This window comes from Collinsella provencensis, from assembly GCF_900199705.1.
In the GTDB taxonomy this organism is placed as follows: Bacteria; Actinomycetota; Coriobacteriia; order Coriobacteriales; family Coriobacteriaceae; genus Collinsella; species Collinsella provencensis.
In genome coordinates this window covers 176,407-193,504 of the sequence record NZ_LT904908.1, presented here as the reverse complement: position 1 = coordinate 193,504, position 17,098 = coordinate 176,407, and the positions used below count along the sequence as shown (strand labels likewise).

Genomic DNA, 17,098 nt, shown 5'->3' with positions numbered 1-17,098 from the left:
TCTTCACCCGATCCGACGGGCCGCCCGCGTCGCGGCCCGACCCGCGCGCAACCTCGGCGTGGGTGGCGCCGCTCTTTCTGTGCAATTCCACGACCTTCTGCTTGAACTCGGCCGTGTATTTTGGCGATGGGGTTCCCATGCCCCGCCCCCGTTTCCCCGCTTGCGGCGATCGTGCCGAAACGGAAATCGACTTGTCAACGGATATGGGGCAGATTCAGTCGATGTCGCAGTAGTCGAAGCCGGGAAGGCCTCGCTCCTCCGCGAGATTGCGTACCGCGCGGCCGAGCTGTCCGTTGCAACCGGTCACAAGAGTACGGCGAGGCGCCATCGGAAGCGCGTCAGCGAGCATCGGGTGGTTCTTGTCTGCCTCGGACAGCTCACACTCCGAGAGTGGAATGGGCCACTCGATGGCGAGATCAGGATCGGCGAGATTCACGAACGTGTAGGTCTTCTTGAGCTCGGCAGACCAATGGGCGTTCACCAGGTAGGTGTAAGCCGTTCCATCTTCGAGCGCCTGATAAGAGTTGCCCACGCCGCGGGGAACGTAGATTGCCTTGCCAGGGTCAAGCGTGCAAGTAAACACCTCACCAAAGGTTGAACCAGGACGCAAGTCAACCCACGCGCCAAAGACGGATCCGCAGGCGACCGAAATGAACTTGTCCCACGGCTCGGCGTGGATGCCGCGCGTCACGCCCTTGTTGTCGTTGAACGAGATGTTGTTCTGCACGGGGCCCATGTCGGGCAGGCCGAGCGCGAGCATCTTCTCGCGCTGCCAATTCTCTTTGAACCAGCCACGGTTATCGCCATGAACGGACAGGTCGAACACGAGAACACCTGGAATGCTGGTGCTCTCGACGGCAAGAGGTTTTTCGAACTCGAAGGACATCAACGCGCCTTTCATCTTGAACTTATACGACAAGCGGAGCGCCGTATCGACGCCCCGCCTTACACTTGAAACTTACTGTCCCTGCGCCCTATAGCGCGCCTCAGTGGCCGCCTTGGCGGGGCGCCACCAGGCCTCGTTCTCACGATACCAGGCAATGGTGTCTGCCAGGCCCGTGGCAAAGTCGGTGTGCTTCGGCTCCCAACCGAGCTCGCGGCGAAGCTTGGAGCTGTCGATGGCGTAGCGGCGGTCGTGGCCGGGGCGGTCGCGCACCCAGTCGAAGTCGTCCTCGGGACGACCGAAGGCCTTCAGAATCTCACGGAGCACGGTGAGGTTGTCCCGCTCGCCGTCGGCTCCGATGAGGTAGGTCTCCCCCATGCGGCCCTTCGTGAGGATCGCCCACACGGCGGAGCTGTGGTCCTCGGTGTGGATCCAGTCGCGCACGTTCCTGCCGTCGCCGTAGAGCTTGGGGCGCACGCCGTCGATGAGGTTCGTGATCTGACGCGGGATGAACTTCTCGACGTGCTGGTAAGGCCCGTAGTTGTTCGAGCAGTTGGAAATGGTGACGCGCAAGCCGTAGGTGCGGTGCCAGGCGCGGACCAGCATGTCGGAGGCCGCCTTGGTGGAGGAGTAGGGGGAGCTGGGATGGTACGGCGTGTCCTCGGTGAAGCGCGCGGGGTCGTCGAGCGCGAGGTCACCGTACACCTCGTCGGTGGAGACGTGGTGGTAGCGCACGTCGTGGCGGCGGCACGCCTCGAGCAGCTGGTAGGTGCCCTCTACGTTGGTGCGCAGGAAGGGCTCGGGGTCGGCGATGGAGTTGTCGTTGTGGCTCTCGGCGGCGTAATGCACGATGGCATCGACGCCGGGGACGATCTTCTCGAGCAGCTCGGCGTCGCAGATGTCGCCCACCACGAGCTCCACGCGGTCCGAGGGCAGCCCCGCGATGTTCTCGGGGCTGCCGGCGTAGGTGAGCTTGTCCAGCACCGTCACGTGCACGTCCGGGTGCTCGCGCACCACGTGGTGGACGAAGTTGGACCCGATGAAGCCGCAACCGCCGGTGACGATGATGCGCTTGGGTTCGAAGATATCTGACACGGCACCCCTCCAATACCTATCGACGGCAATTATCTGTTGGTCACGATAGCATACGAATATGTGCCTCATTTTTACGCGATAAGGTAAAATGACACCACTCAAAATAGAGAGGGGCCTAGATGCGCAAAACTACATTTATCGTAGCAATATCCCTGTTGACAGCGTTTGCTTTTCCTCGTTCCCCCCTTTGTTCCAACGCGTTTGCCGAGGTGACCCCCCAACAAACTGTTACTTCTCCAAGCGCGAAAGAAACTGCGGCGCCTGCCGATAATGAATCCGCGGTGTACCAGCACTCCAAAACGACCGAGGGTGAGCACTTTAAACTCACCGTCAGCTGGGATGATCCTGTTGCCGGGCAACCTCTTACGCTCCATTGTGTTGGAAACGGCGGAACCTCAAACTATAAGTTCTATCTCCGTACACCCAAGTACACGGACCCCTCCCTTGGATGGGAATATGTGTGTGACCCGACGAAGTCTAAGTACACGAATGCGGCCGATTTCTATGACTTCGAGTTCACACCCATGGCCACAGGAACCTACGAGCTTCGTATCGACTGCATGAACATGGATGGCTCGGGGTTCGATCCTATCAGTGTCACTGTGGTCCTTTCCATCAATGATTCGGCATATCCGAGCGTAAGCTCACGCGTTCAAAATGCCGTTTCACAATGCAATCGTGAGACCGATGGTTCCGACTACCAAAAGGCAGTCTGGCTTCATGATTGGCTACTTGATCAACTTGAGTATGACAACACGTTCATCTATTCATCTGCAGAATCTGCGCTCTGTCGTGGAACGGGAACCTGTCAGGCATACATGGCAGCTTATCAACGCCTTCTTGATGCCGCGGGCATCGAGAATCGAGAGGTGCGAGACGAGGGCGATTACCACACGTGGAGCGCCATTAAGATCGACGGGGAATGGTGCCAGGTCGATTGCACATGGAACGACACCGATTACTCTTGGCAATCTATTGACATGAGACATTTCTACTTTGGTCTTACCGATGAGCTCATGGCAACTGCGCACCCTAACTTCCCTGATGTGTATAACCAAGATGGATATGAAACACCGTCAAAAAGCCTGAAAAACGGCTACTATGTCCGCAGTGGCGAGGCGGTCATTTGGGCAGATGCATATGTAGATCGAATCCAGAGCCATCTTGATAAGGGCGAGACCGTATTTTCCATTGCAACCGACAATCCTACGTGGCCAGATTCGTATAAAGGAATCTACAACGGATATGTTGCCTACGAGCTAAATCAGCGAACTTGGTCGAATGAGAAGGAGACCGCTACGCTGAACGTTGAAGCGCAGGGTGATGCGCTTGTCTGCACTGCGACGTATCACGCAAAGGAAGAAATAAAACCTGGATGGAATACCGTGAATGGATGTCTCGAGTATCGCGACGCCTCTGGAACACGGCTCGTAAATCGTTGGTTATTCGATAGCGGGTACTGGTTCTATTTTGACGAAAATGGCTTCGCCCTGAAAGGCTTGCATGTTATTGCCAACAAGGGCTATTTCTTCAAATCAAATTGCCGCATGGCTACTGGCTGGGTAAAAGATGCCGAAGGATTCTGGCATTACGCTGAAGCATCCGGGTCGCTTGCAAAGGGATGGCGTAAACTTGGAAACAGTTGGTATTGGCTCAGCCCAAGCACATATCAAATGATTACGGGTTGGCTGCATGATGGAAACGCATGGTATTGGCTCGAATCTTCTGGTGCCATGAAAACAGGCTGGATTCTTGATAACGGAAAATGGTATTACCTCGGCGCTTCAGGAGCTATGAAAACGGGCTGGCTGTCGCTTGGCGGTTATTGGTATTGGTTAGAGAGCTCTGGAGCTATGGCGACAGGTTGGCGCTATATTGGTTCAAGCTGGTACTACCTCCAGCCGTCATCAGGCAGGATGGCAACCGGATGGCTTAAGTTAAATGGTACATGGTATTATCTCTCCCCTTCTTCTGGAGCCATGGCAACTGGCTGGCAAAAAATCAACGGAACTTGGTATTACTTCAATTCATCTGGTGCGATGCATTAGGAGCACTTGACACAGAAAATGCATCGATTAACGTTGTAACCACAGATGACACAGAGTACTTATCTTCAACCCTGCTGCGGCACAACGCACCCATTGCTTCTAAGTCAACATCTTCTTTTAAAGCAAAAAGGACTTTCTCCGCAAACACCTTACTATCTGCGGATTTGACTACAAACCCATAGTCTCTACTTGGCGCAAGTTCACGTGCCCCGCCGACATTGGTAACAAGGAAAGGCGTTCCACAAGCAGCAGACTCAAGCAGTGACGTTGAAAACCCTTCAGACCGAGTAGGCAAGCAGAACAAATCGGCCTCAAGAAGCAACGCTGCAATATCTGGTTGGCCCAATCGACCAACCAGGTGAAGATGCTTTAACCCTGATTTCTCAATATGGGTGCGGAGCGGACCTTCGCCGGCAATTACTAAATCAACTGGCTCGTCCTGAAGTAGTTCCATCATACCAAGTAGTGTGTCAATTCCTTTTTCGGGAATCAAACGACCGGTAAAGGCAAGCAACATACGCCCATTATCAATTCCAAGCTCATCCCTAAAACTCCTGTTGGACGCTTGCCCTCGATACTCAATCGAATTAATGGAATTGCTGATGACTCCTTTCGCAGTAATTCCAAAAACCTCGAGCCATTCAACGCTTTTTTGAGAAATGCCATAAAACAACGGACTATATTTTTTTACTAACATGGTAATAGCATGTTCATATGTATGTGCAAAGACGTCAAAAACAGGATTTCCGAATGTCAGGTAGGCAGATCCGTGGTCGAGCACTATCGGTGTCACGCCTATCCTTTTTGCAAATCGAAGTGCTATCAATGTATGCGGGTAAAAACGCGTATTAATTAAAATACCGTCGAAGGAACGTGCATTTAATTCAGCAAGAGCCCTTCGAAATACTTTGTTTTTTTTCGGTATCGGAAAACGTCCGTAAAGCGCAGCGATACAGGGTAACCTATAAACCTCAACTCCTGATGATAAGATTTCGTGCAAGCCAATATCATATGTGTCATTGGTCACAATTGTTACGCTATGACCCTGCCTCACTAATTCCAAAGCCAGATTGTCGGTAAAACGTTCAACACCACCCATATGTGGCAAATAAAAAGCAGAGCAAATGCAATATGAAGACAAAAGACCATCTCCTCAAAGATGAATCGTGTATTTGTATGAACAAATAATCCAACCGTTCTTGATTAGCGTATCATGAACAAGTCATGTCATTTCTTTGATGCGAGGTGCACGACAACGTGTCCACACTAGTCATTATTCCCGCCTACAACGAGGAAGAATCCATCGTTTCAACTGTTCAAGAGCTCATAGGCAAAGTACCTGGGGTTCAGTACGTTGTGGTAAATGACGGTTCATTGGATTCAACCGCAGAACTGTGCAAAATGCACAACTTCAATTTAATAGATTTACCCGTGAATCTTGGTCTTACAGGCGCCTTTCAAACAGGAATGAAATACGCTTACCAACATGGCTTCGAAAGAGCAATTCAATTCGATGCAGACGGACAGCATGACCCCCGGTTCATTCCCATCCTCGAGCGGCGAATGCAAGAATCGAATGCGGATATAGTAATCGGCTCTCGCTTCATTGGGTGCAAAAAACCGCACTCCCTTCGCATGCTCGGCTCCAATCTTATCTCTACGCTAATTCACGCTACTACAGGAACTGCCATCAACGATCCAACTTCCGGTATGAGGCTCTATAATAAATCGGTAATCGAATTGTTTTCTAAACGAAGTGACCTCACCCCCGAACCCGAAACGATTGCCTTCCTGATCAAACGACGTGGCATGCGTGTTGTTGAAGAGCAGGTGACGATGCGGGAGCGAACAACTGGAGAAAGTTACCTTACCCCATCTAAAGCGGTTATCTATATGGCAAATGCCTGTTCATCCATTCTGTTCTCTCTTTGGTTCAGGAGGTAGCTCATGAGCATTGCGCTTCGCATCGTACTTATTGTCGGCGCCTGTATTGTTCTCATGTTTGTCATCAGCAAAATACGTCAAGCTCGGTTTAGCACAGGCGACTCTCTCTTCTGGCTCCTCTTAAGCTTTGGACTAGTCGTACTCGCCCTTTTTCCGAGCATTTCATTCTTTCTTTCTGGATTACTTGGCGTCCAATCGCCCTCGAATTTTATTTTCCTTGCAGTCATTGCACTTTTACTTGTTCGTGAGTTTTCATTACAAAATCAAATTGCTCAACTCACACGCAAAATCACGACACTTGCACAGGAAATCGCCCTTAAGAATGAAGATAGGAGCCGGCAAGGATAGCCTTTTCGGCCCGTTTGCCGCCCGTTGCTTATATAAAAAATCAATTATTCTTAAAATCGAGAAATTAAGATGCACTCTGAATTAGACCAGTTCAGCTAGTCTGTGATAATAGGTTGAAAGCCACGCTGAGGAACTCTCTACATCAAATCCGGCATCCACGACTTGTTGGGGACCATGAGAATAATTATTGCCTCTTTCCAGTGAAGACGAGATGGCTCCACACCACACTTCGCACGAAGCGCTCAGAGGCACTTGTACGGCTGCAGTTGTGAGCATCGCCTCACTTGGAACTCCATCAGAGATAATCATTGGAATACCTGCAGCCTGGCATTCGACTGTCGCAACCGGAAGTCCCTCATAAAGGGAAGGCATCACAAAGACATCAAAGGCTCTAAGTACCGAAGCCACATCGTCCGTTAGCCCGTAGAAAACAACGGAATTACTAATTTCAAGCAATTGTGCCTTGTCCTCAATTTGTTTACGAAGGTCACCCTCCCCCACAAGCACTAAGAGTGCGGTAGGGTCCCGTCTAAGGTATTCAGCGAATACTTCTAGCAGGAACATGTGATTTTTCTGCTGTGTCAGACGACTCACATTGCCCAACACAGTCCTTCCTTGCCACCCCTGTTGTTTTTTCGCCGCTTCATGCAGTTCAACGCTATTCACATAGTCTCTTACGAAAATGCCATTAGGCAGGGTGTGATAATGAGGGCTGTTAACAATCCTGCTTCCAAAACGATCCCGTCCTGCTTGAAGTGAGCAGCCAATAAACTCATCTGCAATCATTCTCGTGGGGACGGAAAGGCATTCAAACACCAATTGAGAAGGAGTGAGCGGCCCACGTGTATTGTGGCTGTGCGCAATGGTGATCCGTCCCAACTTTCGAGCTTCTTTAAGATACAACGACGCACAGCTTCCAATGTGTCCGTGAACCACTTTCCACTCAGGATGCTCATCCAAAAGAAACCGCACAGCTTTTCGATATGAAAGACCGTTCAGACCAGTATAAACAGGCAAATGAAAAATGCGGCCTCCGAGATCGCGTATCTCATCATCGTAATCACCGGGCTCAAGGCGGTGAACCAGAAAATCCATCTGTATATCGTTGCGATCGAAGGCACGAAACCAATTCATGAGTGCGGTTTCTGCCCCAGCTCGATTCATCTGCCCTATTACCTCAGCAACCCTCACAAATCAACCCTTCTATACAATCGTCTTAGAATGCCATGCGAGCTTTTGCACCTTTGCTTAATACCATGAGACGAACGATTTTAGATGAAAAAACTGAAATAAAAGCAAATCGAGGAAACGAAAAGTGGACAAAACCTTTAAAAAGTGCTCCGAAGCGAATGCACCGGAGCACTTTGGTATCAACCGATCCTTTCGATACCGACTATTTGACACTCGGATCCCATGCTCCGGACTCATCTACCCAGTAGGGCCCAACCCACCGATTGGAGGCCATGGCACCGCTTTTATCCATCCAGTACCAAGATTTGCCGACCTTTTGCCAGCCCGTCTTCATAGCGCCATTGGAACCCAAAAGATACCAAGTATCACCATCTTTGACCCAACCGGTTTTCATAGCACCATCGTCTTTACCGGCCCCCAGATAGTACCAAGAACCACCGAAGAACTGCCAACCACTAAGCATGACTCCGTCTTTGCTCATGAGATACCAGTATCCACCGATGTGATTCCAGCCAGTCCTCATCGAAGCGTTGTTGCGATTACCGAGATAATACCAAGCATTGCGATCCTTCTGCCATCCAGTAAGCATGCTGCCATTTTCATCAAAGAGATACCAACGACCATCAATCGAATACCAGCTTGTCTTCATGGCACCATCGTTGGACCCGCCGAGATAGTATCGACTGCCGCCAAACTGAACCCAGCCAGAACGCATATACCCGCTTGAGTCGAATAGATACCATTTTCCACCAATAAGCTGCCATCCGTTAGTGGTGTACGAACCGTTAGATTTACGATACCACCAACCGCGATTGTCCTTTTTCCACGACCCGGCACTGTTGTCGCTCCGAAGAATCTTACCGCCGTTCATCGTTTTGACTACCTTGGCATCCTCGCCAGTGCCTTTATAAAACGTAACGAGATTAATCGTGGCGTCGTATATCGCAAAATCATAAGAATAGTCATGGGCGGCGATATATACATCGGAGAATTCAATGGAGTAACAACGGCGTCCCTTCGGCATCCAAGCTTTTATCTCATCTGGAGCACCCGAACGCGGAGACGCATACCAATCGTTTTCGGAAATATCAGTTCCAGATGTCAACGACTCTTCTTTTGTATAGCCCCACACACCACCTTTGCTTTCCGGGAGGGCAGAATTGAACGTACTCGTGTTATAACCAGTCATATAAATATCTGGATAGTAAAACAGAATTAACTCGGCGGGAATCGTCGAATCGATATCAATGAGACCGAGGCTCTCAAGACGCTTTTGCTTTGCCGCATCGAGTTGTGTGGGATAAGCAGGATGACCTTTGTAGTAATAGATATAATCGGTGCCATAGAAGCTTTCGACAAGATTGACGTAGTCGTCAAAATTCTTCTCATTGTAGGTATGGGTACCCATGAGAAGCATTACTTTTTTTCCCTCGGAATCCGCCTTACTAAAGAAATCACCCTTAAAATTGTAAAGATTCCTGAATTCCTGATCGTGACCAGAGTCTTTGAGGGCGGTAAGGTCATTGGAAATATTCTTTTGAATCATGCGGCTGTCAGCAGTCATCGTAGCGGCAAATGCATTATCATCACCACTGGTAAACAACGATTTACGTGTAACCCACCACTCAGAGTTAGGCATACTGCAAACTGCTGCGTAAAGAAGCTCACTCGGAGGCTCCGGCGATGATTCGTCAACCTTGCCCGCCTTGTACCACGTGTCGACGTAACTCCCCCATTGCTTGACATACGACTCATGTGAAGCATTGGGGTTAGAGCCACCATAGGCGCGATTCATCGTACTGGCAGTTGCGGAACCATCAGAGATAAAGGTTACTTTCACATTCTCCATTGGAAGATTGTTCGCATACACCAAGTTACCCAGGACGCGAAGGTGATAGTCATTGACAAAAAAATTGAAATTGGCCTCAGGGGTGATTTCATAGAGCATCTTCACATAGTCGCCCATGGCAAAAAAGTTGCTTAGCTTACGGGTATCTTCAGGCTTGGAAACATAAGGAAGGAGATACATGCCCTCAGGAAGTGCATCCCAATTAAGAGATTGGGGGCGAGTCAGAGCAATGATGGTGGGGACGTGCGTACCATCATCTGTGTGATTGATATTCCAATAATTCGCAGTGACATAGGTGGTAGGGAGCGTGCCCATAAGGGCTGCAATGTTGTAATTCTCCGCCACGACATCAACGACCGTCTTTGACGTGTTAACGACTACATCCCCCCTGAGCCAACTAAAGGTCACGTCAAAACGACCGTAATTACCGAAATCAACCGCTACACCTTCGGCCAGTTCAGACAGTGCGTAACTAGCACTCCCCTTACGAGCGGGTTTCCCCTTAAAGGGAAGAACAAAAGAAACCTCAAGACTATCAGCCATTCCAGCCGTCAGAAGATCATTGGCGTTCTCAACCCAAAGCTTAACCGTTGTAGTATTAACCACTGGTTCCGTTGTAACATTCATCTCAATCGAAGAGATAGGCATCGCAGAATCGACCTCTGTTTGAGGCTCGCAATCCACTTCAGAAACAACATCCGCGCCTTCTTGAACCTGCTCTTTCTCTTTTGCATTCGGTTCAGCCCAAGCAAAAGAAGACATCAAGAGAGCAGATATGAACGATATAGCGCAAAATACTGCAAAGCTTTTTCCCAACTGCAACTTCATGTCAACAATCATCCTTCCTTATAGATTGTTTCATGAATATATTATACCGTTTATTTTTCCGCCCCGCCCTGCCTCAAATTTTGATAAAGCTATTCGCTTGCAGCGAATTGTGAATCAAGCTGCTTCTTCACAAGTAAGAACATCACGAGCGATGCTCCCAAGGCAGAGATAAGCGTGGTATAAGTCACGCCATTGAGTTCAAAATGGTTGATCATAGGAATCATGATGATAAGTGAAATGGAAAGTGCAGTTAAGCCACCAGTAAAAGTTGCCTTAAAGTTATGCAAAACTGTAACAAGATTGTTTACAAACCCCATGAAGGCGATGCAGAGTGCACTTACGACCAACGGAGGCAGAAGGTAGAGGTACTCCAGAACGCGCTGGCCATAAATCAGGCTGTACACGGGACCGCCGAGAAGCTTCACTCCAATGATGCAGACAATACCTAAAGTTGCAATAGCAAACGCAGTCATCATCATCATTTTAAGAAACCTGGCACCGTTTCTCTGGTCATAGGCCTCGTTAAAGTACGTCAATAACGGATTGTAAATATAGGAAGCACCAGTCTGCACGATGGCGATAGGAGCGGCCATTGTGCCATAGGCCCCTAATGCAGATTCGCCCATAACTTTCATGAGATACTGGCGTGGTACAGAAGTTGAACCAGAAATGGCAACAAACGCGATGACCGCAGGCGCGCAGGTTTTTAGCAATCTCCAAGTCTTTTGCCGCGAAATCCCAAAGTGAAACTCAGAAAAAAAATGAATGCGTGGAAAATCGTAGAAGAATCCGATAGCGACAGTTGCCAAAAAAAGAACCGCCATAGTAAGGGTGAGGTCTTGCGTAACACCAAAAACTACACCAAACACTGCAAACGAAACAACACCTTGGAGTGCATAGGACATACCAATGTAATCCATTCGCCTATATATCTGCTCAGACGCATGAAAGGCATCAAGAAGAACACTTGCAATCTTATAAAGTGAATAGAAAAAAATGGTGGGTAACAATTCAAATGGACCGGTCAAAACACTGTAGACCATTACTAAAGCAAGTCCCAACGTGCCAGTAATGCAGCGAAGAGTGAAATACTCGCCCAAAGTATTTTCACCATGCAGGTCACTGATTTGATACACATAAATACGATAATCAACTACGGATGAGAAAATCGCATATACCGACATGATGTAGGAGTATACCCCTGCCGCGTCATATCCCGTAGAAAGACGTAGGACCAAAACCGTAATAAGCCAAGCGCAAACCATGTTGGCAAACGAGCCAGCACTATTCCAAAGCATATTCTTTTTTAACGAAATCGGAGCCCTTCGCGGATCGCTCTTGTCGATCATGCCTTAGTTCTCCCCCGGTCTCACACGCCAAAACGCATCATAACCATGATGGCCCATCCGCTGATCCTCGGGTGGTAACTTTTTCCACTGTCCATATTTTCGTTCGAGAATATCTTCGTACCCAACGGGTATCGAGACTTCTCCATCCTCAAAAGGAACTCGCAACGCTTGACTAAAATCCTCGTCAGGATATCGCTCGCTAAATCCAAGCGCATATACCAGGTTTGCACGCAGCTTTCCAGTGTCAGGAGAATTGCGCTGAATATCTAGTTGTTTTTCAATCCAGTATTCATTGCCAAGACCAATCGCATTGGCGATAATGCGACCAACCACCATTAACGGATAAAAATAGCGATAGGGTTTTCTGATCTTTGAGCCCCAACTCAAGAGCTGCGTAAAACGTGAATATAAGAGATTCTTTTTGTAATTCTTAAGTGCCAGACTTGGATCATCTTCTACATAGCTCAAACAAAAGACATCAAGCCAAAGGCCTTTTGCTATCTTCTGATAATCATGGAATATATATTCATAAGCAATCGTGTGCGTATCTTCGATTTTGATAAAAGGAAGGACGTTGGTTTCATCAGAATGAAGAAGCACCCTGTATCGGTGTCCGTCGTCAAGATAAGGGTCTTTTCTGGCAATCTCTTCCAGTCGATAATAGCTGGGTTTGGGCATGATGACATCAACGTCATCATCCCAAGGGATAAAACCGTGATGACGAACCGCACCTAACAAAGTTCCAGCAGAAACATAATAAGTCAATCCGTGTCGATTGCAGTATGCGTCGAATTCCTTAAGAATGGAGAGGAGTATTTCTTGAATTTGATCGTCCGGAATCTTTTCTCCTAAGCGAGCATCATTAAGAGAATCCCTATCTTTCTTGCTCATTTCCATCCCCATTATCCCTAAATCTTTAAATCGCGTTTTATCTTCGTTGTGCTGATTTCAGGTGTGCGAGGTAAATAATGAACCTCACAGAGATCCGACAAATCGTCAAACTTGCCCTTCCAATCGGACCCCATGACAAAATGATCGATGTGATAGAGCTCAACATCTGATCGCTTTTGCTCCCATGTTTCCTCAGGAATTACTAAGTCAACATAGCGTAGCGCCTCAAGCAACTGTTTACGTTTTTCATACGGGAAATATGATTTTTTGCCTTTACCCGCATTGAACTCATCGGTAGATAGCGCAACGATGAGGTAATCGCCAAACTCTTTTGCGCGTTTCAGAAGATTGATGTGACCGTAGTGAAGTAAGTCAAATGTTCCATAGGTAATCACACGTTGCATAAACAAACACTCCTAAATTAAAAACGCGCTTTAGTATAATTGATACGCGTCATGTCGACACGCCAACGTGACATTCATATGCGAAAAGCTAAACAATAATGCACGCTAGAATTGTCTGAATCTTATTTCTCAGCAGTCCATACCTCGCCATCCTCAAATACAAGTCTCAAAGGCAGATGCGTTCGCCTATCTTCAGGCTTTGGTAGAGCTCGCCAATCGCCATACATCCGTTCAAGGTAAAGCTCCCACTTTGCAGGAACCGGAAAGGAAGTACCCTCAAAAACAAGAGTGGCAGTAGGCATTAACTCATCTATACGATATCCGTCAATGTTTGGCCAAACAAAAGGCAAGACCCTTGTAGAGGGCAGGTATCTGCTATCTTTCAAAAAGGAACAATTGAATCTTTCCTCTATTCTTTCACGAGAAAAAGCGCATCGCACAACAAAGTGCGCTATTCTACAGCCATAACGTTCGATTATGCCGAGTAGTCCACGATGAGGGACTACGATTGTAGAAGAATGCCACAGATATGAAATTGACTGCCAAAACTTCGCAGAGCGACGCTGCTTGCGCTCTTCAATCGAATTATCCGATAGAGCGTCATATGGAAATACATCGATAAAAATACCCTGGGGACACCCTGCTTCTCGCGTCTCTTGCGTCTCAAAACGCGTTCCATCACGGTAAACCTTTGCAAACATGCCAGCAAAACCATGAGTGTTTGAATATGTATGCACGGAGTAGCCTTCCGGCAATCCATACTCTGCAAGCTCTACAAACCGATCGTAATCTGGTCGGAGCATGCCGATATCGATATCATCATCCCATGGAATAAAACCGCCATGGCGAGCAGCGCCAAGAACGGTGCCTGAATCTAAGAACCACGAGATGTTGTTCTTATTACAAAATGCCAAAACTGTTTTCAAAATGTCAAACTCTGTAAGCTGAAGTTTTCGTAATGGCGTTTCTCTATCCAATGCGTTTCCCTTCATTACAAGCTCACTTCACATCAAACCGATTCCGAAAGAGGAAGGCCACTAAAGCCTCCCTAATTAGTCCGTGTTGCGTATATTGCAAGTGTAGTAACTTGCAATTCACCCATCAAGCAACCGTTACTGAATTACACTCGACGCCTTCAACAGATTCTTTTGGGTCGGTGTAATCTGGAATCCACTTGCCGTCCTCGCCCACATAATAACGGCCGCCATCAACCCAAGAATTAATAACCATCTCACCTGAATCATTAAGCCAATAATTACCAACCCAGCAGTTGGATTTTCTGGCACCTGACACTTCAAGGAAGTACCAGACACCATCGACTTTCTGCCATCCCGTAAGCATCGCGCCCGTTTCGCTCAGCAGATACGTGGATTCGCCAACCTTCATCCAGCCGGTCGCCATTACTCCCGAGGAGTTGAGATAATACCAAGGTTTTCCTATCTTTTGCCAACCGGTCTGCATGACTCCCGACGAAGTAAAGTGGTACCACTCACCATCAATTTGTGCCCAGCCAGCCGCCATGGCGCCCTTCTCGTTCAGGTAATAGCACTTTCCACCCAAAACGAGCCAGCCGGTTTGCATTTCTCCCGAGCCGTTCATGTAGTACCAACGGTTACTAACCTGAACCCAACCGGTCGCCATAGCTCCAGAGGAACCCAGATAATACCAGCTATCATCGAGCTGAAGCCAACCAGTAGCCATGGTGCCGTTCTCCTGCAGGTAATACCAAGAGGAGCCAACCTTCGTCCACCCCGTCTGCATTACACCAGAAGCATCCATGTAATACCAAGATGAACCGATTTTGTTCCAACCAGTCACCATGGCACCAGAGGAACTGAGATAGTACCAGTTGTCGTCAACATTCAGCCAACCAGTACGCATATAACCTGCGTTATTGAAGTAATACCATTTGCCACCGATAGCAACCCACCCACCAGACGCATAGGTGCCATCGGGATAACGATACCACCAACCGTTACCATCCTGCTGCCAACCAGAGGAAATGGGTCTACAAACCTTGCATGGAGTTAAGCCACGCGAGCGCGCATCCGATATAGAACCATAACGAAGATAATGCGAGCGATTCAAAGTCGGACACCACGAATAGTGGTACTTGCCACCAGAAGTCGTCCAACACACCTCACTGTCTGCATATGCCTGATCGGCAGGAAGCACCATCCCCACTGAAATGCCGAGTGCAATCATCATCGTGAGAATGACCTTTAGGTAATCGTCTCTTTTTATCGAGATGCCCATCGCTTTCCTTTCGTCTCGAAACCCACCAGCAAGCCGACAATTCACTATCGGTACGTGCAGAAACTAACCTGCATCTAATTAAATTATATCCTCCGACTAACTTATTAAATATTTAGGCCTGAGCTTATTTCAGCGTCCAACCAGTCAAACGAAATATGAATTGTATGTAAGGCACAACGTTTATAAAGTATGTTCAATATATGTGCTACTATGCGTTTAGTTGAACATTTAGAAAGGATTCCGATGCTTACTCAAAAGCAATTTACCGTTCTTGCCTATTTACAGGCAAATCCTAACAAGAGCCAACGTACAATTGCTCACCACACAAAGCTATCCCTAGGTACAGTTAACTCTGCGCTTAAGGAACTTGAAACTCTAAAATATGTCGAAAACAGCGGTATTACTCCTGAGGGCTTCGAGGCACTTCATCCCTATAAGGTAGAAAATGCCATTATCATGGCTGCCGGCCTTTCTAGCCGATTCGCCCCAATCTCATACGAAAAACCTAAAGGCCTCCTCCGTGTCAGAGGCGAAGTGCTCATCGAACGCCAAATTGAACAGCTACGCGAGGCAGGCATCCACAATATCACGGTTGTTGTTGGATATAAAAAAGAGTACTTCTTCTACCTCGAAAGCAAATACGGCGTTTCAATCGTCATCAATCCTGAATACGCCACACGCAACAACCACGCTTCCCTCATGGTCGTACGCGAGCATTTGGGCAACACGTATATTTGCTCGAGCGACGACTACTTCTCTGTCAACCCCTTTGAACCGTATGTCTATGAGGCGTATTATGCCGCTCAATTTGCCGAAGGCCATACCGACGAGTGGTGTTTGGAAACCAGCGCGCGCAATCGGATCAAGGGCGTTCACATCGGCGGAGAGAACTCCTGGTACATGCTTGGTCATGTCTATTTTGATCATGCCTTTTCCGAGCGTTTTGTCCGGATTCTGGAAGATGAATATCCGCGTCCAGAAACTACCGACAAGCTTTGGGAGGATCTCTTCCTCGAACATGTTGACGAGCTCAGCATGGTGGTACGCAAATATGACGCAGGAATCATCAACGAATTCGACTCTCTTGACGAGTTGCGCGGATTCGACCCACACTTCATCGAGAACGTAGACACCGATATTTTCGACAATATCGTTAATACTTTGGGGTGTGAGAAAACCGAAATTCGTGACGTGTACCCCCTTAAGCAGGGCCTTACCAACCTGTCATGCCACTTCCGCATTGATTCGGGGGAATACGTCTATCGCCATCCTGGCGTGGGCACCGAGCTTCTTATCGATCGTCAGGGAGAGCGTGCCGCACTTCTCGTCGCAAAAGAACTTGGCCTCGACAACACGTTTATCGCACAAGACCCTGAAAAGGGTTGGAAAATCAGCCACTTCATTCCCAATAGCAAGCAACTCGATCCACACGATCCCGAGCAGGTTGCCACGGCAATGCATATGGCTCGTAATCTCCATGAAACAACTGTCAAAGTCGAACGTAGCTTTGATTTCTACGAGGAAGCAAAGCGCTATGAGTCACTCCTGTTGGAAAAGGGACCCATCGAGATTCCCGGATATTGGGAGATGGCAGAGAAAGTCGACAAACTTGAACAATACGTTAAAGCCGATAACGCTCCGACTTGTTTGTGCCATAACGACTTCTTCGCCCTCAACTTCCTCATTGATCAACAAGGCTCGTATTACCTCATCGACTGGGAATACGCAGGAATGAGCGATTACGCCAACGATTTTGGTACCTTCTGCGTGTGCTGCGAGCTGTCTGAAGAAGAGATTCATAATGCGCTCGAAGCCTATTTTGGACGCACTCCTACGCTTGAAGAGACGCGGCATAACCTTGCACATGTTCAGTTTGCCGGCTGGTGCTGGTACCTTTGGTCACTATTCAAAGAGGCGGAGGGTGACGCCGTGGGCGAATGGCTCTACATCTATTATCGCTACGCCGCACGTTACCTCGACAGCACTATCGCACTCTACGAACAGGAATAAAT

At 48.3% G+C, this 17,098-nt stretch carries 14 protein-coding genes; 4 read left to right on the top strand and 10 right to left on the bottom strand.

Annotated elements, in window-relative coordinates; all coding sequences use genetic code 11:
- Positions 1 to 214: 214 nt before the first annotated feature.
- Together C1711_RS00830 and rfbB are read right to left on the bottom strand one after the other, a co-directional pair.
- Positions 215 to 886, bottom strand: coding sequence for a dTDP-4-dehydrorhamnose 3,5-epimerase family protein (locus C1711_RS00830; protein ID WP_102337368.1), 672 nt, complete (start codon positions 884 to 886; stop codon positions 215 to 217).
- A gap of 72 nt (positions 887 to 958) precedes the next feature.
- Positions 959 to 1,978 (bottom strand): dTDP-glucose 4,6-dehydratase, encoded by a 1,020-nt coding sequence (gene rfbB, locus C1711_RS00825; protein ID WP_234346136.1) that lies wholly within the window; start codon positions 1,976 to 1,978, stop codon positions 959 to 961.
- A 119-nt stretch (positions 1,979 to 2,097) separates the two neighbouring features.
- Between rfbB and C1711_RS07775 the strand changes: the two genes are divergently transcribed.
- A complete protein-coding gene (locus tag C1711_RS07775) occupies positions 2,098 to 4,026 on the top strand; it encodes a transglutaminase domain-containing protein (RefSeq protein ID WP_102337366.1) in 1,929 nt (642 codons plus the stop codon).
- Here the strand turns inward: C1711_RS07775 and C1711_RS00815 are convergent.
- Positions 4,001 to 5,167: a glycosyltransferase family 4 protein gene (locus C1711_RS00815; protein WP_102337365.1), complete on the bottom strand. Its 1,167-nt coding sequence runs from the start codon at positions 5,165 to 5,167 to the stop codon at positions 4,001 to 4,003. The two genes, C1711_RS07775 and C1711_RS00815, sit on opposite strands and share 26 nt — an antisense overlap.
- 116 nt (positions 5,168 to 5,283) lie before the next feature.
- On the opposite strand from C1711_RS00815, the gene C1711_RS00810 reads away from it, so the two are divergent.
- A complete protein-coding gene (locus C1711_RS00810) occupies positions 5,284 to 5,970 on the top strand; it encodes a glycosyltransferase family 2 protein (protein WP_102337364.1) in 687 nt (228 codons plus the stop codon).
- A 3-nt stretch (positions 5,971 to 5,973) separates the two neighbouring features.
- Positions 5,974 to 6,318 (top strand): DUF2304 domain-containing protein, encoded by a 345-nt coding sequence (locus tag C1711_RS00805; protein ID WP_102337363.1) that lies wholly within the window; start codon positions 5,974 to 5,976, stop codon positions 6,316 to 6,318.
- A gap of 81 nt (positions 6,319 to 6,399) precedes the next feature.
- On the opposite strand, the gene C1711_RS00800 is transcribed toward C1711_RS00805, so the two are convergent.
- The 7 genes from C1711_RS00800 to C1711_RS07940 form a co-directional block, all read right to left on the bottom strand.
- A complete protein-coding gene (locus C1711_RS00800) occupies positions 6,400 to 7,509 on the bottom strand; it encodes a glycosyltransferase (RefSeq protein WP_102337362.1) in 1,110 nt (369 codons plus the stop codon).
- Positions 7,510 to 7,711: 202 nt separating this feature from the next.
- Entirely contained in the window at positions 7,712 to 10,186 is a 2,475-nt protein-coding gene (locus tag C1711_RS00795) for a hypothetical protein (protein ID WP_159060016.1), read from the bottom strand.
- 89 nt (positions 10,187 to 10,275) lie between these two features.
- Positions 10,276 to 11,535 carry an MATE family efflux transporter gene (locus C1711_RS00790; protein ID WP_159060015.1) on the bottom strand — a complete coding sequence of 420 codons (1,260 nt, stop codon included), beginning with the start codon at positions 11,533 to 11,535 and terminating at the stop codon, positions 10,276 to 10,278.
- A gap of 3 nt (positions 11,536 to 11,538) precedes the next feature.
- The gene (locus tag C1711_RS00785) at positions 11,539 to 12,426 is read right to left on the bottom strand and encodes a LicD family protein (RefSeq protein WP_159060014.1); all 888 of its coding nucleotides are present in this window, start codon (positions 12,424 to 12,426) and stop codon (positions 11,539 to 11,541) included.
- 17 nt (positions 12,427 to 12,443) lie between these two features.
- On the bottom strand, positions 12,444 to 12,830 hold the full coding sequence (gene tagD, locus C1711_RS00780; protein WP_102337358.1) for a glycerol-3-phosphate cytidylyltransferase: 387 nt from the start codon (positions 12,828 to 12,830) through the stop codon (positions 12,444 to 12,446).
- Positions 12,831 to 12,952: 122 nt separating this feature from the next.
- On the bottom strand, positions 12,953 to 13,822 hold the full coding sequence (locus tag C1711_RS00775) for a LicD family protein (RefSeq protein WP_102337357.1): 870 nt from the start codon (positions 13,820 to 13,822) through the stop codon (positions 12,953 to 12,955).
- Between the two features lie 109 nt (positions 13,823 to 13,931).
- Positions 13,932 to 15,086, bottom strand: a complete 1,155-nt coding sequence (locus C1711_RS07940) for a hypothetical protein (RefSeq protein WP_102337356.1) — start codon at positions 15,084 to 15,086, stop codon at positions 13,932 to 13,934.
- 243 nt (positions 15,087 to 15,329) lie between these two features.
- Between C1711_RS07940 and C1711_RS00765 the strand changes: the two genes are divergently transcribed.
- The gene (locus C1711_RS00765; RefSeq protein WP_102337355.1) at positions 15,330 to 17,096 is read left to right on the top strand and encodes a phosphotransferase; all 1,767 of its coding nucleotides are present in this window, start codon (positions 15,330 to 15,332) and stop codon (positions 17,094 to 17,096) included.
- Positions 17,097 to 17,098: the final 2 nt, after the last annotated feature.

Coding starts and splice junctions, on each gene's coding strand:
- C1711_RS00790 (WP_159060015.1), bottom strand. CDS start 11,535: ATGATCGACAAGAGCGATCCGCGAAGGGCTCCGATTTCGTTAAAAAAG.
- C1711_RS00795 (WP_159060016.1), bottom strand. CDS start 10,186: ATGAAGTTGCAGTTGGGAAAAAGCTTTGCAGTATTTTGCGCTATATCG.
- C1711_RS00830 (WP_102337368.1), bottom strand. CDS start 886: ATGTCCTTCGAGTTCGAAAAACCTCTTGCCGTCGAGAGCACCAGCATT.
- C1711_RS07940 (WP_102337356.1), bottom strand. CDS start 15,086: ATGGGCATCTCGATAAAAAGAGACGATTACCTAAAGGTCATTCTCACG.
- C1711_RS00805 (WP_102337363.1), top strand. CDS start 5,974: ATGAGCATTGCGCTTCGCATCGTACTTATTGTCGGCGCCTGTATTGTT.
- C1711_RS00785 (WP_159060014.1), bottom strand. CDS start 12,426: ATGAGCAAGAAAGATAGGGATTCTCTTAATGATGCTCGCTTAGGAGAA.
- tagD (WP_102337358.1), bottom strand. CDS start 12,830: ATGCAACGTGTGATTACCTATGGAACATTTGACTTACTTCACTACGGT.
- C1711_RS00775 (WP_102337357.1), bottom strand. CDS start 13,822: ATGAAGGGAAACGCATTGGATAGAGAAACGCCATTACGAAAACTTCAG.
- C1711_RS00765 (WP_102337355.1), top strand. CDS start 15,330: ATGCTTACTCAAAAGCAATTTACCGTTCTTGCCTATTTACAGGCAAAT.
- C1711_RS07775 (WP_102337366.1), top strand. CDS start 2,098: ATGCGCAAAACTACATTTATCGTAGCAATATCCCTGTTGACAGCGTTT.